At 66.9% G+C, this 18,869-nt stretch carries 20 protein-coding genes; 14 read left to right on the top strand and 6 right to left on the bottom strand.

Features of this window, described 5'->3' with window-relative positions; all coding sequences use genetic code 11:
• Positions 1-229 precede the first annotated feature (229 nt).
• From VXM69_RS28745 to VXM69_RS28725, 5 genes are read left to right on the top strand one after another with little or no spacing between them, the layout of a single operon-like run.
• On the top strand, positions 230-979 hold the full coding sequence (locus tag VXM69_RS28745; RefSeq protein WP_367189622.1) for an FkbM family methyltransferase: 750 nt from the start codon (positions 230-232) through the stop codon (positions 977-979).
• On the top strand, positions 980-1,972 hold the full coding sequence (locus tag VXM69_RS28740) for a phosphotransferase enzyme family protein (protein WP_367189621.1): 993 nt from the start codon (positions 980-982) through the stop codon (positions 1,970-1,972). It begins immediately after the preceding gene.
• A gap of 1 nt (position 1,973) precedes the next feature.
• Entirely contained in the window at positions 1,974-2,852 is an 879-nt protein-coding gene (locus VXM69_RS28735; protein ID WP_367189620.1) for a radical SAM protein, read from the top strand.
• Complete coding sequence (locus VXM69_RS28730; RefSeq protein WP_367189619.1) at positions 2,849-3,916, top strand: asparagine synthase-related protein; 1,068 nt, start codon at positions 2,849-2,851, stop codon at positions 3,914-3,916. Before VXM69_RS28735 ends, VXM69_RS28730 begins: the two co-directional genes overlap by 4 nt.
• A gap of 7 nt (positions 3,917-3,923) precedes the next feature.
• Positions 3,924-5,132 (top strand): glycosyltransferase, encoded by a 1,209-nt coding sequence (locus VXM69_RS28725; protein WP_367189618.1) that lies wholly within the window; start codon positions 3,924-3,926, stop codon positions 5,130-5,132.
• On the opposite strand, the gene VXM69_RS28720 is transcribed toward VXM69_RS28725, so the two are convergent.
• A complete protein-coding gene (locus tag VXM69_RS28720) occupies positions 5,089-5,778 on the bottom strand; it encodes a cephalosporin hydroxylase family protein (protein WP_034186800.1) in 690 nt (229 codons plus the stop codon). The two genes, VXM69_RS28725 and VXM69_RS28720, sit on opposite strands and share 44 nt — an antisense overlap.
• Positions 5,779-5,803: 25 nt before the next feature.
• Here VXM69_RS28720 and VXM69_RS28715 point away from each other — a divergent pair, with 25 nt between their 5' ends.
• Positions 5,804-6,769, top strand: coding sequence for a phosphotransferase (locus tag VXM69_RS28715; protein ID WP_034186801.1), 966 nt, complete (start codon positions 5,804-5,806; stop codon positions 6,767-6,769).
• Positions 6,770-6,781: 12 nt separating this feature from the next.
• Here VXM69_RS28715 and VXM69_RS28710 read toward each other — a convergent pair whose 3' ends face one another.
• Positions 6,782-7,357 carry a polysaccharide deacetylase family protein gene (locus VXM69_RS28710; protein WP_034186802.1) on the bottom strand — a complete coding sequence of 192 codons (576 nt, stop codon included), beginning with the start codon at positions 7,355-7,357 and terminating at the stop codon, positions 6,782-6,784.
• 58 nt (positions 7,358-7,415) lie between these two features.
• Positions 7,416-7,955: a hypothetical protein gene (locus VXM69_RS28705; RefSeq protein WP_367190218.1), complete on the bottom strand. Its 540-nt coding sequence runs from the start codon at positions 7,953-7,955 to the stop codon at positions 7,416-7,418.
• 280 nt (positions 7,956-8,235) lie between these two features.
• Here VXM69_RS28705 and VXM69_RS28700 point away from each other — a divergent pair, with 280 nt between their 5' ends.
• The gene (locus VXM69_RS28700; RefSeq protein ID WP_034186804.1) at positions 8,236-8,715 is read left to right on the top strand and encodes a DUF2501 domain-containing protein; all 480 of its coding nucleotides are present in this window, start codon (positions 8,236-8,238) and stop codon (positions 8,713-8,715) included.
• A gap of 146 nt (positions 8,716-8,861) precedes the next feature.
• Here the strand turns inward: VXM69_RS28700 and VXM69_RS28695 are convergent, their stop codons facing one another.
• The gene (locus VXM69_RS28695; RefSeq protein ID WP_034186805.1) at positions 8,862-9,227 is read right to left on the bottom strand and encodes a hypothetical protein; all 366 of its coding nucleotides are present in this window, start codon (positions 9,225-9,227) and stop codon (positions 8,862-8,864) included.
• Between the two features lie 525 nt (positions 9,228-9,752).
• Here VXM69_RS28695 and VXM69_RS28690 point away from each other — a divergent pair.
• The 3 genes from VXM69_RS28690 (at position 9,753) to VXM69_RS28680 (ending at position 13,210) form a co-directional block, all read left to right on the top strand.
• Complete coding sequence (locus VXM69_RS28690; protein WP_367189617.1) at positions 9,753-11,189, top strand: aldehyde dehydrogenase family protein; 1,437 nt, start codon at positions 9,753-9,755, stop codon at positions 11,187-11,189.
• Positions 11,190-11,312: 123 nt separating this feature from the next.
• The gene (locus VXM69_RS28685) at positions 11,313-12,503 is read left to right on the top strand and encodes an NAD(P)H-dependent flavin oxidoreductase (protein WP_367189615.1); all 1,191 of its coding nucleotides are present in this window, start codon (positions 11,313-11,315) and stop codon (positions 12,501-12,503) included.
• Between the two features lie 65 nt (positions 12,504-12,568).
• The gene (locus tag VXM69_RS28680; RefSeq protein ID WP_034186808.1) at positions 12,569-13,210 is read left to right on the top strand and encodes an OmpW family outer membrane protein; all 642 of its coding nucleotides are present in this window, start codon (positions 12,569-12,571) and stop codon (positions 13,208-13,210) included.
• A gap of 73 nt (positions 13,211-13,283) precedes the next feature.
• On the opposite strand, the gene VXM69_RS28675 is transcribed toward VXM69_RS28680, so the two are convergent.
• The gene (locus VXM69_RS28675; protein ID WP_006493160.1) at positions 13,284-13,487 is read right to left on the bottom strand and encodes a DUF1289 domain-containing protein; all 204 of its coding nucleotides are present in this window, start codon (positions 13,485-13,487) and stop codon (positions 13,284-13,286) included.
• Between the two features lie 394 nt (positions 13,488-13,881).
• On the opposite strand from VXM69_RS28675, the gene VXM69_RS28670 reads away from it, so the two are divergent.
• The 4 genes from VXM69_RS28670 (at position 13,882) to VXM69_RS28655 (ending at position 17,964) form a co-directional block, all read left to right on the top strand.
• Complete coding sequence (locus VXM69_RS28670; protein WP_034186809.1) at positions 13,882-14,976, top strand: polyamine ABC transporter substrate-binding protein; 1,095 nt, start codon at positions 13,882-13,884, stop codon at positions 14,974-14,976.
• A gap of 86 nt (positions 14,977-15,062) precedes the next feature.
• Positions 15,063-16,223 carry a polyamine ABC transporter ATP-binding protein gene (locus VXM69_RS28665; RefSeq protein ID WP_034186810.1) on the top strand — a complete coding sequence of 387 codons (1,161 nt, stop codon included), beginning with the start codon at positions 15,063-15,065 and terminating at the stop codon, positions 16,221-16,223.
• The gene (locus VXM69_RS28660) at positions 16,220-17,146 is read left to right on the top strand and encodes an ABC transporter permease subunit (protein ID WP_034186811.1); all 927 of its coding nucleotides are present in this window, start codon (positions 16,220-16,222) and stop codon (positions 17,144-17,146) included. The genes VXM69_RS28665 and VXM69_RS28660 overlap by 4 nt, the downstream gene beginning before the upstream one ends.
• A complete protein-coding gene (locus tag VXM69_RS28655) occupies positions 17,143-17,964 on the top strand; it encodes an ABC transporter permease subunit (RefSeq protein ID WP_034186812.1) in 822 nt (273 codons plus the stop codon). The genes VXM69_RS28660 and VXM69_RS28655 overlap by 4 nt, the downstream gene beginning before the upstream one ends.
• Positions 17,965-18,060: 96 nt before the next feature.
• Here VXM69_RS28655 and VXM69_RS28650 read toward each other — a convergent pair whose 3' ends face one another.
• Entirely contained in the window at positions 18,061-18,867 is an 807-nt protein-coding gene (locus tag VXM69_RS28650; RefSeq protein ID WP_059557629.1) for a sulfite exporter TauE/SafE family protein, read from the bottom strand.
• Positions 18,868-18,869 lie beyond the last annotated feature (2 nt).

Raw genomic sequence — 18,869 nt, 5'->3', positions numbered from 1 at the left:
CTCGCCCATGCGGTCATCCCCGACCAAATACGACGACAAGGCCCCATCACATACGGGGCAGTGTGCGATGAGCTGTCCATTCTCTTTTATCGTTGCCATGTTTTAACCGGTATCTGTTGGTCTTACTCCCATTGTGCAAGAAGGGTCAGCAACAGCGCCATATGTCATGTTTGAGTACACTCCAAACGCACGTCGCCATTCCCCATTCCGACCCGGAGCCCGTTTCTCGATGCAGGACCATCCTCTCCCGCTCGACCTGTCCGACCTTGCGCCAAGCCTGTACGCGCAGGGCACCGAGGAAAGCATCCTGTCGCGGCTGATGGAGCGGATCGCCCCGACCAACCGCTTCTGCGTCGATATCGGCGCGAGCGACGGCCTGCGTAACAGCAACACCGCGCGGCTGCTGCGTGAGGAGGATTGGGCCGGCGTACTGGTGGAAGGCAGCGCATACCGGTTCGGCAAGCTTGCCGCTCACTACGCGGGTGCAGAGCGCGTCCGGCTGCATCACGACCGCGTCCAGCCCGACACGGTCGACCACCTGCTCGCCAATGCGGACACGCCTGAGGACTTCGACCTGCTATCGATCGACATCGACGGCAACGACTACTGGGTCTGGCGTGGGCTGCAAGCGTTCAAGCCGCGCATCGTCGTGATCGAGTACAACCCGTACTACACGCCGCCCGAGCGCTGGGTCATGTGCTTCAACCCGGATCACGAATGGGACGGCTCGACCTATTACGGCGCAAGCCTCGAATCGCTCGTTCATCTCGGCAGGCAAAAGGGCTATGAACTCGTCTGCTGCGACGACATGGGCAACAACGCGTTCTTCGTGCGGCAGGACCTGTATCCGCTGCTGGGCATCGCGAACAACGATCCTTCGGTGCTGTTCCGGCCGGCGATGTACAAGCTGCGCTACGTCGGGCACAACACGTTCCTGACCGGTCATCCGTATCGGCACGGGCCGGCCGAGCATATCTGAATGGGGCCGCTCGCCGCCACCTTCGACGAGATTCGAGAGGCCTACGCGCTCGGCCGCGGTCCCGCGCCGCGCCGGGTCAGTGAACGCGTGTGGCATCTGCCGGCCGACGGCGGCGATATGGCCGTCAAGCTTTACGCGTCCGAGCACCATGCACGCGCGGCAAAGGAGGCTGCCATCCTCGCGCACCTCGAAACTCACGGCGATACCCGGTTCCATGTACAGACGCTGAAGCGCACGACGGACGGCGATCCGCTGTGGACGGGGCAACACTCGCACGCGATGCTGACGCGCTGGGAGGCCGGGCAGTTCAGGACCTACGACACGTTTTTACCGGCCGAATGGGATGCGCTCGGCGCGAGTCTGGCTGCGTTGCACCTGGGCCTCGAACGGCTTCATCTGCCATCACTTGATACGATTCGCGCGCGCTTGGCTGCAATCGACGCGGATGCGGTGCGCCGCAGCCTGCTGGATGCATTGAATCGCTCGCGCTCGAACGACAACGCCGCGAACTTGCGCCGTTACGTCGATCTCGCGCTGCGCATGCTCGATCGCTACTATCCCGGCAGCCTCGACGCGTTTCCCGCCGACGACCCGCAGTACCCGATCCACAACGACTACAACCAGTTCAACTATCTGTTCACGGGCCGGCTGCCGCCGCTGATCCTCGACTGGGAAGCGTCGATCGGCGCGCCGCGCGAATACGAACTGGTACGCTGCCTGAATCATCTGCCGCTGGAAGCGCCGCAACGGGCGGAAGCGTTCGTGCGTGCCTACCAGCGGGTGCGGCCGGTGAATCCGGCGCGTATCGCCTGGGCGGTCGATGCGGCGTGTCTGCAGCACGCACTCAAGCTGTGGGTCGTGCAAGGCTGGCTGGACGATCCGTCGCGCTTCGCGTCGCACCTGAGCGGCGCGGTGACGATGGCATCCGCGATGGTGGACGCACGCGGCCATCTGGTCGATTTCTTTTCCCGTTGCGTGGAAGCAGGAAACTGACGTGAGTGTGAATCCGAACGAGATCCCGAATCCGCCGCCGTCCGGCGAGCGCCAGCATGTGTTTCCGCCGCCGCTGGATCGCGATTACCGGGTCGAAAACGGCCGCATCCGGACGCGTTCGCTGGAAGCGCATATCGTCGATCACTGCAACCTGACCTGCGCGGAATGCTGCTCGCTGTCGCCGCTCCTGCCGGCGTGGCACGCGAGCCCCGATTCGATCGAGGCCGATCTGCGCATGGCCGCGAAGGTACTGAGCCCGCGCATGTTCAAGCTGGTCGGCGGCGAGCCGCTGCTGCATCCGGCGCTCGTCGAAATCGTCGAACGCGTGCGCGGCACGGGTATCGCGCCCGTGATCTCGGTCACGACCAACGGTCTGAAACTCGGCGAGATGCCGGACGCGTTCTGGCAAGCGGTCGATGCGCTGACGATCTCGCGCTATCCGAAGCCGGCGCTTTCGCCCGAATTGATCGTGCACGTCGAACGCCAGGCCGCGCGTTTCGGCGTACGCCTGAACTGGAAGGTGCAGGACGTGTTCACGACGATGAATCGCGCCCAGCCCGGCACGGACCGCGACGAAGCGCAGCGTCTCTATCACGATTGCTGGATTCGCGAGCGCTGCCATATGATTCGCGACGGCATGTTCTACACGTGCACGCGTCCCGCGCATTTCCATACGCTCTATCGCGGCGAGAAGGATTTTCAGGCGGACGGCCTGCCGTTGCGCGACGATGCGGACATGCTCGGCGCAATGCTCGTCTATCTGCAGCGCGACGCGCCGCTCGAAGCGTGCCTGCATTGCCAGGGCGGCAGCGCGCCGGTGGCGCCGCATCGCATTCTGAAACGCGTTGAAGTGGACCTCCTGAAGGCTCGTTATCCATGATCGTCGGCACGCGCGACCCGTTCGGGTTCGATCGTCTTCACTACCATCCGCGCAGCGGCGTGTCGGCATCCGGCATCCGCGCCGTCCTGCACGCGTCGGCGCAGCCGGCCGGTGCGCCGGACACGGCCGCGATCGCGGGTTACCTGAGCGGCGAGCGGCTCGTCGGCCGCACCGTGCTGCGCGACGTGCTCGCGGTGCCGCCGGGGCATGCGCTGATCCGTTCGCCGCAAGGATTGACGGTGCAGCCGTCGCCCGAGCGGCCGCGGCATGCCGATCTGGACACCGTGCTGCGCGCGTCGCTGCAACGCGCGCTCGACAGCGGCAAGCGCGTTGCACTGGCGCTGAGCGGCGGCCTCGATTCGGCGCTGCTGCTCGCGTTGTTGCGCGAACTCGGCGCGCTGCCGCACGTGACGGCCTACGTGCTCGCGACCGAGATGCCCGACTATTGCGAGCTCGACGCGGCACTTGAACTCGCGACGCAGATGCAGGCGAACGTGAAGATCGTGCGGGCGAATGAAGCCGATTTCGTCGCGGCGCTGCCGAGAACGACCCATGCGGTCGAGGAACCGATGTTCAATCTGCATCCGGTCGCGAAGCGGTTGCTGGCCGAGGCCATGGCGGCGGACGGCATCGAGGTTGCAATTACCGGCGACGGCGCGGATCAGGTGTTGCGCCGCGACCGGTCGGCCAATTACCTGCCGCTGTGCCACGCGTTGTTCGACGCGGCGGCGGTCGACCTGCATCCGCCGTTCGTCGATGCGGAGGTCGTCGCGCATCTGACGAGCATCGCGCCGGACCCGAACAAGCAATGCCTGCGCGATCTCGGTGCGCGCCTGAACCTGCCGGACCGTCTGGTGTACGGCCCCAAGCGCGGACGACTCGCGCCGGCGATGGACCTCGGCGCGCTGCTCGATCGCGAGCGCACGCATGCGCTGGCCGGTACGCTCGGCCTTGCCGCGCCCGCGCTGCGGGCCGATACCGAGCGCGTGCTGTGGGCGACGCTGACCCTGATCCTCGATCATCTCGAGCACCTTCATCTCGATGCCGCGCATCGTCCAACCTGAACCGCTCATGACACGCATCCTGTTCTGCGTCGTGCCCGAGAAGGGCCACGTCAATCCGTGCATCGGCCCGGCCCAGCATCTGCGCGCGGCCGGCTGCGACGTCGCGTTCTACGCGCCGGCCGATATCAGCGAACAGCTCGACGGCGCCGGCGACTTCGCGTTCCTCGGGCCGCGCGAGACGCCCGAGCGCCACGACCTGTCGCGCGGCGCGAGCTTCGCCGCGAACATTCGCGACGCCGACTGGCTGCGGCACTGGATCCGCACGCTGCTGATCGACCTGGCGCCGTCGCAGGTGGACGGCATCCGTGCGGTGCTGCGCGACTGGCGGCCCGATGTGGTCGTGATCGATCCGCTGCTTTACGCGGCAGCGATCGCCGCCGAGCTGGAAGGGCTGCCGTGGGTGTCGATGTCGAATTCGCTGAATCCGGTGCTGCCGGACGATCTCGATTCGGAACTGCTGCGCACGGTGCGATGGCTCGCGCCGGAACGTGCCGGGCTGTTTGCGCGCTACGGGCTCGATGCGCGTTTTCGCGGGTGCGATGTCCTGTCGCCGCACCTGACGCTCGCGTTCACGACCGACGCGCTGGTCGGTGCGCCGCCGCCGGGTGTCGAGCTGGTCGGCCCCGCGATGCCGTCGGGGCCGCGCGGCGACGAGACGGCGTTTCCGTGGGCGCGTATCGACGCCGGTCGCCCGCTCGTCTACATGTCGCTCGGCAGCCAGCTTTACTACCATCCGGACCTGTTCTCGAAGGTGATCGACGCGACGCGCGCGACGTCGGCGCAACTGGTGCTGTCGGTAGGCGAACTGGTCGATTCGGATCTGCTGCCGGCCGGTGACGAGCGCGTGATCGCGGTGCGCTATGCGCCGCAGCTGGCGCTGCTGCGGCGCACGCATGTGTTCGTCAGCCATGGCGGCGCCAATTCGGTGATGGAATCGCTCGCGTGCGGTGTGCCGATGCTGCTGTCGCCGTTCTGCAACGACCAGTTTCATTCGGCGCACTTCGTCGAGCGGGCCGGCGCGGCGTGCGTGCTCGATCTGCAGCGTGCCGGCGTCGCGGAGATTGCCGCTGCGCTCGAGCGCCTGTTGCGTCCGGGCCCGCTGCGCGAGCATGCGGCACGGATTCGCGACAGCTACGCCGCGTGCGACGGCTCCGCGCAAGCCGCTCGCCTGATCAGCGCACTCGCTTCAGGAAACCGCCTGGCGACAGCGTCATGAGCACGCGGTCCTCGATGTCGTGGTCGGCCTCGAAACGGTCGTCGCGGGCGAGAAATTCACGCGCGGCCGTGGCCGGGTTGTTGCCGCGGCCGTACGGCTTGCCGTCGAACATCGATGCGGGCAGATACTCCATGATGGTATCCATCACGATCGCATAGCTGCCGGGCGTCACGAGCGGCGCATAGCATTCGAGTTCGCGCAGCACGTGCGCATGGGTATGCGTGAGATCGAGGATCGCCATCACGCGCGCGCCGTCGCGGAGCTGCGCGTGCACCGCCGCGAGCGTGTCGGCCGCGCACGATTCGCCTTCGATCAGCACCATGCGATGGGCCAGCCGGTGCGATTGCAGGCGTTGCCTGACCTCGTCGCGCAGCCGCGGTTCGACCGCGACGACGCGGCCGTGCCCGCCGGCCAGTTCCAGCATCGACGCGGAGAACACGACACCGCCGCCCGCCGCGATGCCGGTCTGCACGATACAGTCGGGGCGTTCGCGCCAGATCAGTTCCTGGAGCGCAAGCATGTCGCCGGGCAGATGGAAGAAGCGCTCGCCGAGCCAGCGCGTCTGGAACAGATGGTCGAATTCGGCGGCGCGCGTCAGCCATTCGATATTGAGGTCCCGCATGCGGGCCGAAGGACGCTCTGACATGGTCAATGCAACGAGTAGGAGTGACGTGAAAACGCTGGAACCGTGGCTGCGCCGGTACTGGAACATCGTGCCGGCCCGCGTGCAGGCGATGGCATCGGGCCATACTAACAAAACGTATCTCGTCGAGTATGACGCGGGGCGCGCGGTGCTGCGCGTGTCGTGGCCCGGCAAGCCGGCCGAGCAGGTGCGTCGCGAGGCGTCGATACTCGGTCATCTCGGCGAGACGCGTACGGTGCCGGCATTACCCGCGCTGCCGCGGCTGAGGCCGACCGTCGATGCGCAATCCGGCGTGCTCATCGACGATGGAAGCTGGCTGCACCTGTTCGAACCTGTCGACGGCGATCCCGGCCTGCCGCATGACGCGCAAGCGGGGGCGATCGATGCGATGCGCGCGCTCGCGCATCTGCATGCGGCACTGGTCGCGATACCCGTGAGCGAATCGGCGCCGCTGGCGTGGTTGTCGGCCCGTCATGCGCGCGTGTCGGCGCGCGCGATGCCGTCGCTGCCGGCCGGTTTGAGCGGCGATTACGATGCGGTGATCCGGCGGATCGGCGCGCATCTCGACGCTGCCGCGCACTGGCTGGCGGGGCCGGTGCATTGGCTGCACGGCGACTATCACGCGGGCAACCTGCTGTATGTCGGCCACACGGTGAACGGCGTGCTGGATTTCGACGATGCCGGGCAGGGCGCGCAGTGGCTCGAGGCGGCCTTCGCACTGTTCGCGCTGTCGCGCGACGCGGGCAGGGACGATCGTTTCGTGTTCGATGCGCAGCGCTGGGAGGCCGGCTTGCACGCCTACGCGGCGACGCGGCGCGACGGTGTACCGGGCTGGATGCGTGCCGAGCGCGATGCGTTGATGACGCTGTTCTGCGTGGACCAGACGCTGATCCATCTGGAGGCGGCACAGCGCGGCTTGTGGATGCCGGGGCCCGGCATCGGCTTTCTCGGCGGCTGGCGGCAGTTGCTGGACAGTGCAGCGCCGGGAAACTGACCGGCCGTTGCTTCAGCTTCGCCGATTCAGGAACAGGCGGACGGCTTCGACCGTGTTGGGCCGCGCGTCGCCATGTCGCGAGCCGTCGTGCATGCAGAACAGCACGTCGCGACGCTGCGTCGCGCGGGCGTCGGCATGCGCGCACATCGCGTCGAACAGCGCCTGCGGCGACGGCGCCGGCCGCTGCCAGTCGTCCAGTATCGCGGTCCAGCCCGTGTGTTCGCGCCGCAGGCGCGCCAGCACGCCGGCGCGATCGTCCCGCGGCATCAGCCCGTACGGCAGACGCAACGGGATCGCGTCCGGCGCGGCAATACCGGCCCGGCAATAGGCGTCGCGGATCAGTGCGTCGGTCGCCTCGATCTCGCCGATCAGCGCGTCGTCCGCCAGCGCGCCCGGTCTGGCATGCGAATGGGTGTGATTGCCGAGGCGATGGCCTTCGCGCGCCATTCTCGCGGCGACGTCGAGTGCGCCCGCCAGATGTTTACCGAGCAGGAAGAAGGTCGCCTGGCACGAGGCGTCGCGCAGGACGTCGAGCAGCGAAGGGGTCGACGGACCGGGGCCGTCGTCGAAGCTGAGGTGAATGGACATCGCGGGCGGGCGTGCCGTCTAGGGTGTACCGGACGAACGATAGCGCAATTCGCGCCGGCTACTGAATCGGCTCGACGTGCAGCGGACAGGTGCCGACCGGACGCAAGCGCTTGCCGGTCCACGTATAGAAGAACCGGGCGGCCTTCGCGTGGTTGTCGTCGCAATCGCCGTTGAAGCAGCCGGCGACGATCAGCAGCGTACTGCCGGCACGGAAGTCGACGCGCTCGTCGTCGTTGCCCATCACGCCCGAAATGGCGGTGACGCCCGGCATCGTGTATGTCGCGCCCGTGTACTTGTCGACGATCGCGAAATTCCGGCAATCCGTGCCGCAACCCCAGATCGCGACGCGATAGTGACCGGCAAAATTGGCCGGTTGCGTGAATGCGTCGCGGATCACGGTGCGGTACAGGCGTGCTTCCTTGCCGGCCAAGCGGGGCGATGCGGCCGGCTGGCGCGGCGCGCGCGCGGCCGGTGCCGGATAGCGGTCGAACGACGGTGACGGGCATGCCGCCGCGGGCGCCGCACGGGCAGTGCCTGAACCGGTGATCAGCGCAGCCGCTGTGCCGGTGATCAGCAGCATTCGATGGGCGAGCGCCACGCGAGCATCCTTCAGGTTCGAGGTTGAAGGCCGGCCGGCGGCGACGATTCCATGACGCTTCATGCGCGCCGGCGAGACGGAATGCGATCGTCGGTACGCGCCTTCGGCCGCATGTCGAGCTTGCAGTGCCGGCCGGCACGCCGTCAAGCATTGTCAAATCGCCGCGATATCACGATGCCTGACGTTTCGGACCCGGCATGAAGGCTGTCATGCAGGGGGGGATTGAGTATGCTTGGCTTCGATTCGCGGTACTCACGCCGTGACAACCGGGAGGCTTCACATGAATGCACGTCTATACCGCGCGACCATTGCCGGCGCGCTGATCGGTTTGCTCGCGCCGTTTTCGGTGGCCCATGCGCAGCTGGGCGATGTCCTGAAACAGGTCGGCGGCGGCGATTCGGGCGGCAGCGCGGGTGGTGCGCTCGGCAACCTCGGCGGCCTCGGCGGCGCGCTGACGGGCGGCGGCGGGGCGTCGCTGACGCCGGGCAGCACCGGCAACGTCGCGGGCCTGCTGCAGTTCTGCATCCAGAACAACTATCTCGGCGGCGCGTCCGGCAGTGGCGCGTCGTCGGTGAAGGACGCGCTGCTGAGCAAGCTCGGCGGCAATGCGTCGTCGGACAGCGGTTATACGAGCGGCGCGAGCGGGATCCTCGACGCCGGTAACGGCGGCAAGCTCGACCTGAGCGGCGGCGGCCTGAAACAGCAGGTGACCAGGCAGATCTGCGACAAGGTACTGACGCAGGCGAAATCGCTGCTGTAAGCACCACAGCGGCACGCACGGCGCGTGCCGGCATCGAAGGGGGCGGTGCTCGTGCACCGTTCACCGTCAGCCATTCAGGCCGTTACTTCCGCAGCGGCGACAAGACCGTCGCGCCGGGCGACGCCGCGGCCCGCGCGCACCGCGGCTCAGTCGGCCAGCCGCTTGTCCGCGAGGGCTTTGCAGCAGTCTTCGTACACCCATTGCACGAGTTTCGCGCGGTAATCGAGATCGTCGGTGTCGACGATTTCCTCGACCGCGTCGCGCGCCCACGACGCGTCGACGAACCCCGCATGCCGCTTCGCGATGTCCTGCGCGAGCGCCGCGAGCTTCGCGACCGCGAGCCAGTCGGCCTGACGGTGATGGCGGTCGAGCCAGCGGTGCGCGGCCTGGACCTGGAACGTGGCGTCCGGCCACGATTCGTTGAGGTAAAACGCGCCGAGGTTGCCGCAGGTGAGCCAGCAGAGCAGCTCAAGGCGGTCTTGCGAGCCGAGGGTATGGGATGCGTCGGTCATGGCAGCGCTCACGAAATGCGTCGATTCCGGGCGGCGCCGGATGCAATGAGCCGGTGCCGATATTAAAAACATAGCACGATGCGGGCCTGCCCGCGCACCCGGGCCGATGCTGATGTGGCTGCGGTCGCGCACACGCCGCCGGCGGCATGCGCGGCCGGCGAGCGCCACGCGGCGCGACGGCTCCCCGATTCTTTCGAATGGCTGTCAATCGTCATGCCGGCCGACCGAAACGCTCGCTAGAATGTCGGCTTTCCCGCGACGCATGGGACCGGAGCAAGCGCTGAAGCGCCAACTCGGGTCGACCGCACAAGGGCATGGGACCAGAGTAAGCGCTAAAGCGCCAACTCTGGTCGACCGCACAAGGGCATGGGACCAGAGTAAGCGCTAAAGCGCCAACTCTGGTCGACCGCACAAGGGCATGGGACCAGAGTAGGCGCTAAAGCGCCAACTCTGGTCGACCGCACAAGGGCATGGGACCAGAGTAGGCGCTAAAGCGCCAACTCTGGTCGACAGGAGACGGAAGCGATGAAAATCTACGACCAGTTCTATATCGACGGCGCATGGCGCAAACCGGCCGGAACCGGCACGATCGACGTGATCGACTCGGCCACCGAGGCCGTGATCGGCCGGATTCCCGAAGGCGTCGCATCCGACGCGCAGGACGCGATCCGCGCGGCGCGCGCGGCCTTCGACGGATGGGCGGCCACGCCGGCCGCGACACGCGCGGGCTACCTGCGCAAGATCGTCGAGCATCTGCAGGCGCGCAGCGAGGAACTCGCGCAATCGATCACCGGCGAAGTCGGGATGCCGATCAAGCTGTCGCGCGCGATCCAGGTCGGCGGCCCGATCTACAACTGGAAGGCGTACGCGAAGCTCGCCGAGTCGTTCGAATTCGAGGCGCAGGTCGGCAACTCGCTCGTGGTGCGCGAGCCGGTCGGCGTCGTCGCGGCGATCACGCCGTGGAACTACCCGCTGAACCAGGTCACGCTGAAGGTCGCGCCGGCGCTCGCGGCCGGCTGCACGGTCGTCCTGAAGCCGTCCGAAGTCGCACCGCTCAACGCGTTCATGCTCGCCGAAGCGATTCACGAAGCCGGGCTGCCGGCCGGCGTGTTCAACCTCGTGTGCGGTTATGGACCGGTCGTCGGCGAGGTGCTGGCCACCGATCCGGACGTCGACATGGTGTCGTTTACGGGCTCGACGCGCGCGGGCAAGCGCGTGGCCGAGCTGGCGGCCGCGGGCGTCAAGCGCGTCGCGCTGGAGCTGGGCGGCAAGTCGGCATCGGTGATTCTCGACGACGCCGATTTCGCGACGGCCGTGAAGGGTACGGTGAACGCGTGCTACCTGAACGCGGGACAGACCTGCTCGGCGCACACGCGCATGCTGGTGCCGGAAGCGCGCTACGACGAAGCGCGCGCGCTGGCGAAGGCCGCGGCCGAAGCGTACGTCGCGGGCGACCCGCGGCAGGATGCGACGCGCCTCGGCGCGCTGGCGTCGGCCGTGCAGCAGCAGCGCGTGCAGGCGTACATCCAGCGCGGCATCGACGAAGGCGCGGAACTCGTGACGGGCGGCACGGGCCTGCCGGACGGCCTCGCGAAGGGCTTCTTCGTGAAGCCGACGGTGTTCGGCCGCGTCGATCCGAAATCGACGATCGCGCAGGAAGAGATCTTCGGGCCGGTGCTGTCGATCATCACGTATCGCGATGAAGAGGAAGCCGTGCGCATCGCGAACGATTCGCCGTACGGGCTCGGCGGCGCGGTGTGGGCCGGCAGCGACGAACGCGCGATGCGCGTTGCGCGCCGCCTCCGTACGGGGCAGGTCGACATCAACGGCGGCATGTGGAACGCCGCCGCGCCGTTCGGCGGCTACAAGCAGTCGGGGCACGGCCGCGAGAACGGCGTGTACGGGCTCGAGGAGTATCTCGAGTACAAGTCGATGCAGCTGAAGCCGGCGAAGCCTGCCTGAGCGCCGCGCGCCGCATGGAACGGAAACGGCACGCTCGCGTGCCGTTTTTTTATTGACGGCCGTCAAGGTGCGCGTCGGTGGATCGTCGATCATCGCGGTTCCGATGTTCCGACGAGGTTTCAGATGACCGTACGCAGTTCCTTTCCGCCGCTGACGATTCGCGGCCGCACCTTGTTGCCCGTCGTGCAGGGCGGCATGGGCGTCGGCATCTCCGCACACCGGCTGGCCGGCAGCGTCGCGCGCGAAGGCGCGGTCGGCACGATCGCGAGCATCGACCTGCGCCACCATCATGCGGACCTGCTCGCACGCTGCCGCGCGCAACCCGATCGCGCGACGCTCGAGGCCGCGAACCGCGAGGCGCTCGCGCGCGAGATCCGTCTCGCTAAGACGTACAGCGAAGGGCGCGGGATGATCGCGGTCAACGTGATGAAGGCGGTGAGCGCGCACGCGGACTACGTGCGCGTCGCGTGCGACGAGGGCGCGGACGCGATCGTGATGGGCGCGGGCCTGCCGCTCGACCTGCCCGATCTCACGCAAGGGCACGACATCGCGCTGATCCCGATCCTGTCGGACAGCCGCGGGATCGCGCTGGTGCTGAAGAAGTGGATGAAGAAGGGACGCCTGCCCGATGCGATCGTGATCGAGCATCCGGCGCACGCGGGCGGCCACCTCGGCGTCACGCAGATCGACGACATGCACGACGCGCGTTTCAATTTCGCGCGGGTGCTCGACGAGACCGCGCAGGTGATGGCGTCGCTCGGTCTCGAACGCGAAACGATTCCGCTGATCGTGGCGGGCGGCGTAAACAGTCACGACACGGTGCGCGCGGCGTTCGCGGCCGGCGCGAATGGTGTGCAGGTCGGAACGCCGTTCGCGGTGACGGAAGAAGGGGATGCGCATCCGCACTTCAAGCGCGTGCTTGCCGATGCGACGCCCGACGACATCGTCGAATTCGTCAGCGTGACGGGGCTGCCCGCCCGCGCGGTGAAGACGCCGTGGCTCGATCGTTACCTGCGCAACGAGACGCGCATTCGCAACAAGCTCGGCGCGTTCAAGCAGCGTTGCCCGACCGCGCTCGAATGCCTGAGCGTATGCGGGCTGCGCGACGGCATCGAGAAATTCGGCCACTTCTGCATCGACACGCGGCTTGCGGCCGCGCTGCGCGGCGACGTCGCGAACGGGCTGTTCTTCCGCGGCCGCGAAGCGTTGCCGTTCGGCCGCGCGATCCGCAGCGTGCGCGATCTGCTCGACCTGCTGCTGACGGGCAGTGCGACCGAGCCTGCGGCAAACCGTCCCACGTTTACGCTGGCTTGACCAATATCAAGATGACGAAAAGACCCTACATGGAGAATGGAAACCATTCTTTGGGGGTCCGTACCATGCATAAAACGATTCGAACTTGTGTCACCGCAGCCGCCGTCGCGGCCACCTTCGTCGCGATGCCGTCGCTGTCGCACGCGGCATCGCCGGGTGACGGCATCAACCAGGGTGACGTACTGGTCCGGCTTCGCGCGATCAGCATCCAGCCGAACGAGCGCGCGAGCGATACGCTCGGCGCGATCAACACGGGCGTGAACAACGCGATCGTGCCGGAGCTCGACTTCACGTACATGATCCGCGACTACCTCGGCGTCGAGCTGATCCTCGGCACGTCGCGGCACCAGATGACGTCGAGCCTGGGCAATCTCGGCGGCGTGGGCGTGCTGCCGCCGACGCTGCTGCTGCAGTATCACTTCAACCACGCGGGCAAGGTACGGCCGTACGTCGGCGCCGGGTTGAACTACACGTACTTCTACAACAACGGGCTCAACGTCGGCGGGGAGGGCGTGTCGATCAACAAGAGCAGCTTCGGCCCCGCACTGCAGTTCGGCGTGGACGTGCAACTGACGAAGAAGGTGTTCATGAACGTCGACGTGAAGAAGATCTGGATGAGCACCGATGCGACGCTGGGCGACAAGGGCATCGGCACGCTGCACATCGATCCGCTGATCGTCGGCGTGGGCGTCGGGATGAAGTTCTGACGCGGCAGGAAAAGAACAGAGTTGGGGTTGGCGGCATGGCGGTCGGCATGCCGCTCTTTTTTGTGCGGCGGATTTACAGCTTGTCGTACTGGAAGCGCATCGCGGTGCCTTCGCGCGTGATGCGCTCCCACACCGCGCGCTTTTCGTCGTCGCTCAGGAACACCCAGTTCGACACTTCGGCGGCCGTGCGGCCGCAACCCTTGCAGACTTCGTCGAAGAGGGTCGAGCACACGCCGATGCAGGGGCTGTCGGGCAGGTCGTGGAGATTGGAGGCCATCGGAAGGGTTCGCGCGGTTGAATCGTGAACCGCCATTTTAATGCATCGCGGCCGCCGGGTCGGCCGGCGCCGGCCGGCATGCGATCCCGGTGCGCCGGCGCGACCGTCCGGCCGCGCGCCCGGTATGCGACCGCGGTTTCGCCCCTGACCGTTTTTCCCGGTGGACAGATGCCGATTACCCGATAGAATTCCCCCGGAACGCCCCGCCGCGCGGGCAGCCTGGCTGGCCGGCGGCGGGAATCTGTTCCGTTTGCGCGACACCGGCATGTTTTTTTTGTGACGGCGCGCGAATGATGGTAGTTTTCGGGGTTTTCGAGGGGTGGCGCGCCAGAATGCGCCGCCATGACGAGGCAGACGACAGCCGGGCAACGTGTCCGGCCGGAGGGAGAACGGGATGAAAGCAAAGGTAGTGGGCCGGTTCGCAGCGCTCGCGCTGTGCGTGGGGGCGTCGGCGGCAGCGGCGAAGGATACGCAGCTCAATGTCTATAACTGGTCGGACTACATTGCGAAGGACACGATCCCGAACTTCGAGAAGCAGACGGGTGTCAAGGTCCGCTACGACAACTACGACAGCGACGACACGCTGCAGGCGAAGCTGCTGACCGGCAGCTCGGGCTACGACATCGTCGTGCCGACCAGCAACTACGCGGGCAAGCAGATCGCCGCCGGCATCTTCGCGCCGCTCGACAAGTCGAAGCTGCCGAACCTCAAGTACCTCGATCCGCAACTGATGGCGCTCGTTGCCGGCGCGGACCCGGGCAACAAGTACTCGGTGCCCTGGGCGTACGGCACGACCGGTCTCGCGTACAACCTGACGAAGGCGCAGCAGGCGCTCGGCAAGGTGCCGCTCGACAACTGGGACATCCTGTTCAAGCCGGAAAACCTCTCGAAGCTGAAGACCTGCGGCGTGTCGGTGCTCGACGCGCCCGACCAGATGTTCGCGGCGACGCTGCACTACATCGGCAAGGATCCGATGAGCACGAACCCGGCCGACTACAAGGCCGCGATGGAAGTGCTGAAGAAGATCCGCCCGTACATCACGCAATTCAACTCGTCGGGCTACATCAACGACCTGGTCGGCGGCGACATCTGCTTCGCGTTCGGCTGGTCGGGCGATGTCGTGATCGCGAAGCATCGCGCGATCGAGGCGAAGAAGCCGTACAAGGTCGAGTACTACATTCCGAAGGGCGGCGCGCCGGTGTGGTTCGACGTGATGGCGATCCCGAAGGACGCGAAGAACAAGGAAGCGGCCCTCGCGTGGATCAACTACATCGAGGACCCGAAGGTACACGCGGCGATCACGAACGCGGTGTACTACCCGAGCGCCAACGCCGAGGCCCGCAAGTACGTGCGGCCCGACGTCGCGAACGACCCGGCCGTCTACCCGCCGGCCGACGTCGTGAAGACGCTGTTCCTGCTCAAGCCGCTGCCGCCTGAAATCCAGCGTCTGCAGACGCGTTTGTGGACCGAGCTGAAGTCGGGCCGCTGACGCGAGCCGAAGTGAACCCGCAGTCATGAAGCCCCTGGTGCCCCCGGGGGCTTTGTTCGTCTAACGCAGGAGAGAAGCAGCACATCATGAATAGCCAGTCGGGTGCGCCGGTCGCGGGCGCGCCGTTCTCCGTTTCCTCCTCCGGCGCCGATGCGCGCGCCGAGAACTTTGTCCAGATCGTCGACGTCGTCAAGAAATTCGGCGACACCGAGGCCGTGCGCAGCGTCAACCTGACCGTGCGCCAGGGCGAGCTGTTCGCGCTGCTCGGCAGCTCGGGCTGCGGCAAGTCGACGTTGCTGCGGATGCTCGCGGGCCTCGAGACGGTCACGTCGGGCAAGATCCTGATCGACGGCGAGGACCTCGCGCAGATGCCGCCGTACAAGCGGCCCGTGAACATGATGTTCCAGTCGTATGCGCTGTTCCCGCACATGTCGGTCGAGTCGAACGTCGCGTTCGGACTGAAGCAGGAAGGCACGCCGAAGGCCGAGCTGAAGGAACGCGTCGCGTCCGCGCTCGAACTCGTGCAGATGAGCAAGTACGCGAAGCGCAAGCCGCACCAGCTGTCCGGCGGCCAGCAGCAGCGCGTCGCGCTGGCCCGGTCGCTGGTCAAGCGCCCGAAGCTGCTGCTGCTCGACGAGCCGATGTCCGCGCTCGACAAGCAGATCCGCCAGCGCACGCAGATCGAGCTCGTCAACATCCTGAACAAGGTCGGCGTCACCTGCATCATGGTCACGCACGACCAGGAAGAAGCGATGACGATGGCGAACCGCCTCGCGGTGATGAGCGAAGGCCAGATCGTGCAGATCGGCTCGCCGAACGAAGTCTACGAATACCCGAACAGCCGCTTCTCGGCCGAATTCATCGGCTCGACGAACTTGTTCGACGGCGTGACCGTCGAGGACGAACCCGACCACGTGTACATCGAATCGCCGGAGCTGCCGAGCCGGCTATACGTGAGCCACGGGATCTCGGGCCCGCTCGGGATGCCGGTCACGGTGTCGGTGCGCCCCGAGCGGATCGCGCTCACGCGCAAGCCGCCCGAAGGCGCGTTCAACTGGGCGCGCGGCCGCATCAGCAACGTCGCGTACATGGGCGGCTATTCGCTGTATCACGTGAAGCTCGACGCGGGCAAGACGGTGATCGCGAACGTGTCGAGCCTCGCGATTTCCGAGCTCGACACACCGGCGCTCGGCGACGAGATCTACGTGCGCTGGAGCGCGACGGCCGGCGTGGTGCTGACGTCATGAACGCGTTCAAGTCCCTGCTCGAGTGGCCGGTGCGGCGCTTCAACCTGACGGGCGCGTCGGCGGTCGTCGCCGGGCCGTTCACGTGGCTTGTGCTGTTCTTCCTGGTGCCGTTCGTGCTGGTCGTCAAGATCAGCTTCGCGGAGCTGCAGCTCGGCATCCCGCCGTACACGGAACTCGCGTCGTATACCGACGGCGTCGTGCACATCGCGCTGAACCTGTCGCACTACGCGTTCCTGTTCACGGACAGCCTGTATTTCGCGACCTACGTGAACTCGGTGTGGGTGGCCGCGATCACGACGCTGCTGTGCCTGCTGGTCGGCTATCCGATGGCGTACTACATCGCGCGCTCGAATCCGGCGACCCGCAACCTGCTGATGATGGGCGTGATGCTGCCGTTCTGGACGTCGTTCCTGATTCGCGTGTACGCGTGGATCGGCATCCTGAAGAACAACGGGCTGCTGAACAACTTCCTGATGTGGATCGGCCTCACGCACACGCCGATCGAGCTGTACCGCACGAACTACGCGGTGTACATCGGGATGGTGTACTCGTACCTGCCGTTCCTCGTGATGCCGCTCTACGCGCACCTCGTGAAGATGGACCTGCGCCTGCTCGAGGCCGCGTACGACCTCGGCGCGAAGCCGTGGAAGGCGTTCGTGCAGATCACGCTGCCGCTGTCGAAGAACGGGATCATCGCGGGCTGCCTGCTGGTGTTCATCCCGGCGGTCGGCGAGTACGTGATTCCGGAGCTGCTCGGCGGCGCGAACACGCTGATGATCGGCCGCGTGATGTGGAACGAGTTCTTCAACAACGCGGACTGGCCGATGGCGTCGGCGGTGACCTGCGCGATGGTGCTGCTGCTGCTCGTGCCGATGGCGATGTTCCAGCACTTCCAGGCGAAGGAACAGGGAGGCCGTCGATGAAGCCGAACCGTTATTTGCAGTTCGCGGCGCTGTTTGCCGGCTTCGCGTTCCTGTACATCCCGATCCTCAGCCTGATCGTCTATTCGTTCAACGAGTCGAAGCTCGTCACCGTGTGGTCGGGCTTCTCGTTTCGCTGGTATGCGGCGCTCGTGCAGGACGACGAGCTGCTGACGGCCGCGTGGCTGTCTCTGAAGATCGGCGTGCTGACCGCGTTCGCGTCGGTGTTCATCGGCACGTGGGCCGGCTTCGTGCTCGCGCGGATGGGGCGCTTTCGCGGCTTCGCGCTGTTCAGCGGGATGATCAACGCGCCGCTCGTGATCCCCGAAGTCATTCAGGGGATCTCGCTGCTGCTGCTGTTCATCGAACTGGCGAAGTGGATCGGCTGGCCGGCCGAGCGCGGCGTGTTCACGATCTGGCTCGGCCACGTGATGCTGTGCATCTCGTACGTCGCGATCATCGTGCAGTCGCGCGTGCGCGAGCTGAACCCGTCGCTGGAAGAGGCCGCGCTCGATCTCGGCGCGACGCCGCTGAAGGTGTTCTTCACGATCACGTTGCCGCTGATCTCGCAGGCGCTGATCGCGGGCTGGCTGCTGTCGTTCACGCTGTCGATCGACGACCTCGTGCTGTCGGCGTTCCTGTCGGGCCCCGGCTCGACGACGCTGCCGCTCGTCGTGTTCTCGCGCGTGCGTCTCGGCCTGAATCCGGAGATGAACGCGCTCGCGACGCTGTTCATCGTCGCGGTGACGGCCGGTGTCGTGATCGCGAACTTCGTGATGCTGCGTCAGGAACGCAAGCGGATGGCGGGTTACGCGGGCTGACGGACAGGCCGCGGCCGCGATGAAAAACGCCCGGTGCCGACGACGAGTCGGGCCGGGCGTTTCGTTTGGCGGCGCGTGCGCGGCACCGCCGGTGGCTCATGCGCCGAACGCGGCTTTCGCCAGCAACCCGAGCGCAACGCACACGAGCACGGCCGCGAAGCCGGCCTGCACGTGCCGCGCGGCGAGGCGGCGCGACGCGCCGCGGCCGGCGGCCATGCCGAACGCGGTTGCGACGGTGAACCACAGCGTCACGTCGAGCGGCGCACGCGTGCCCGACACGAGCGTCGCGAGCACGCCGCCCGTGCCGACCAGCGCGATCACCATCAGCGACGTCGCGACCACGCCGTGCATCGATACATTCGTGAACTTGCGCAGCATCGGTACGATCACGAAGCCGCCGCCGACGCCGAGCAACCCCGTCATCAGTCCCGTCATCGCGCCGGTCGACGCCAGCGCCACGACGACCGGCCAGGACCACACCAGCCGGCCCGTATCGGGATTCACGCGGCCGACGCACAGCGGCGACGCGTCGGCGTCGCCGGCCGCCTGCCGCAGCGCCTGCCGCAACAGGCGGCCGGCGACGACCAGCATCGTCAGTGCGAACAGCGTGAGCAGCAGGCGCTGCGGCAACATGTGCGCGAGCCGTACGCCGAGCGTGGTCAGCGGCACGCCGGCCACGGCCATCAGCAGCGCCGCGCGATAGCGCACGAGCCCGCGGCGGAAGCCTTCGAGCGCACCGAGCGCGGCACTGCCTGCTACCGCGACGAGCGCGACGGGCGTGGCCTGCTGCATCGGCCAGCTCATTCCGACGACGAGCGCGGGCACCGCGAGAATGCCGCCGCCGGCGCCGGTCAGCCCGAGCACGGCGCCGACGAAGCTGCCCAGTACGAGGGAAATCAGCATGA

This window comes from Burkholderia sp. Ed8 (assembly GCF_040761425.1).
Classification (GTDB): Bacteria; Pseudomonadota; Gammaproteobacteria; order Burkholderiales; family Burkholderiaceae; genus Burkholderia; species Burkholderia seminalis.
Note: the sequence above shows the minus strand (reverse complement) of the source record. Positions and strands in the feature narration are given on the sequence as shown.

Excerpts from the sequence above, each read along its gene's own strand:
- VXM69_RS28655 (WP_034186812.1), top strand. The coding sequence starts at position 17,143 with ATGAAGCCGAACCGTTATTTGCAGTTCGCGGCGCTGTTTGCCGGCTTC.
- VXM69_RS28730 (WP_367189619.1), top strand. The coding sequence starts at position 2,849 with ATGATCGTCGGCACGCGCGACCCGTTCGGGTTCGATCGTCTTCACTAC.
- VXM69_RS28650 (WP_059557629.1), bottom strand. The coding sequence starts at position 18,867 with ATGCTGATTTCCCTCGTACTGGGCAGCTTCGTCGGCGCCGTGCTCGGG.
- VXM69_RS28690 (WP_367189617.1), top strand. The coding sequence starts at position 9,753 with ATGAAAATCTACGACCAGTTCTATATCGACGGCGCATGGCGCAAACCG.
- VXM69_RS28675 (WP_006493160.1), bottom strand. The coding sequence starts at position 13,487 with ATGGCCTCCAATCTCCACGACCTGCCCGACAGCCCCTGCATCGGCGTG.
- VXM69_RS28700 (WP_034186804.1), top strand. The coding sequence starts at position 8,236 with ATGAATGCACGTCTATACCGCGCGACCATTGCCGGCGCGCTGATCGGT.
- VXM69_RS28685 (WP_367189615.1), top strand. The coding sequence starts at position 11,313 with ATGACCGTACGCAGTTCCTTTCCGCCGCTGACGATTCGCGGCCGCACC.
- VXM69_RS28710 (WP_034186802.1), bottom strand. The coding sequence starts at position 7,357 with ATGTCCATTCACCTCAGCTTCGACGACGGCCCCGGTCCGTCGACCCCT.
- VXM69_RS28720 (WP_034186800.1), bottom strand. The coding sequence starts at position 5,778 with ATGTCAGAGCGTCCTTCGGCCCGCATGCGGGACCTCAATATCGAATGG.
- VXM69_RS28680 (WP_034186808.1), top strand. The coding sequence starts at position 12,569 with ATGCATAAAACGATTCGAACTTGTGTCACCGCAGCCGCCGTCGCGGCC.
- VXM69_RS28725 (WP_367189618.1), top strand. The coding sequence starts at position 3,924 with ATGACACGCATCCTGTTCTGCGTCGTGCCCGAGAAGGGCCACGTCAAT.
- VXM69_RS28665 (WP_034186810.1), top strand. The coding sequence starts at position 15,063 with ATGAATAGCCAGTCGGGTGCGCCGGTCGCGGGCGCGCCGTTCTCCGTT.
- VXM69_RS28660 (WP_034186811.1), top strand. The coding sequence starts at position 16,220 with ATGAACGCGTTCAAGTCCCTGCTCGAGTGGCCGGTGCGGCGCTTCAAC.
- VXM69_RS28670 (WP_034186809.1), top strand. The coding sequence starts at position 13,882 with ATGAAAGCAAAGGTAGTGGGCCGGTTCGCAGCGCTCGCGCTGTGCGTG.
- VXM69_RS28695 (WP_034186805.1), bottom strand. The coding sequence starts at position 9,227 with ATGACCGACGCATCCCATACCCTCGGCTCGCAAGACCGCCTTGAGCTG.
- VXM69_RS28745 (WP_367189622.1), top strand. The coding sequence starts at position 230 with ATGCAGGACCATCCTCTCCCGCTCGACCTGTCCGACCTTGCGCCAAGC.
- VXM69_RS28740 (WP_367189621.1), top strand. The coding sequence starts at position 980 with ATGGGGCCGCTCGCCGCCACCTTCGACGAGATTCGAGAGGCCTACGCG.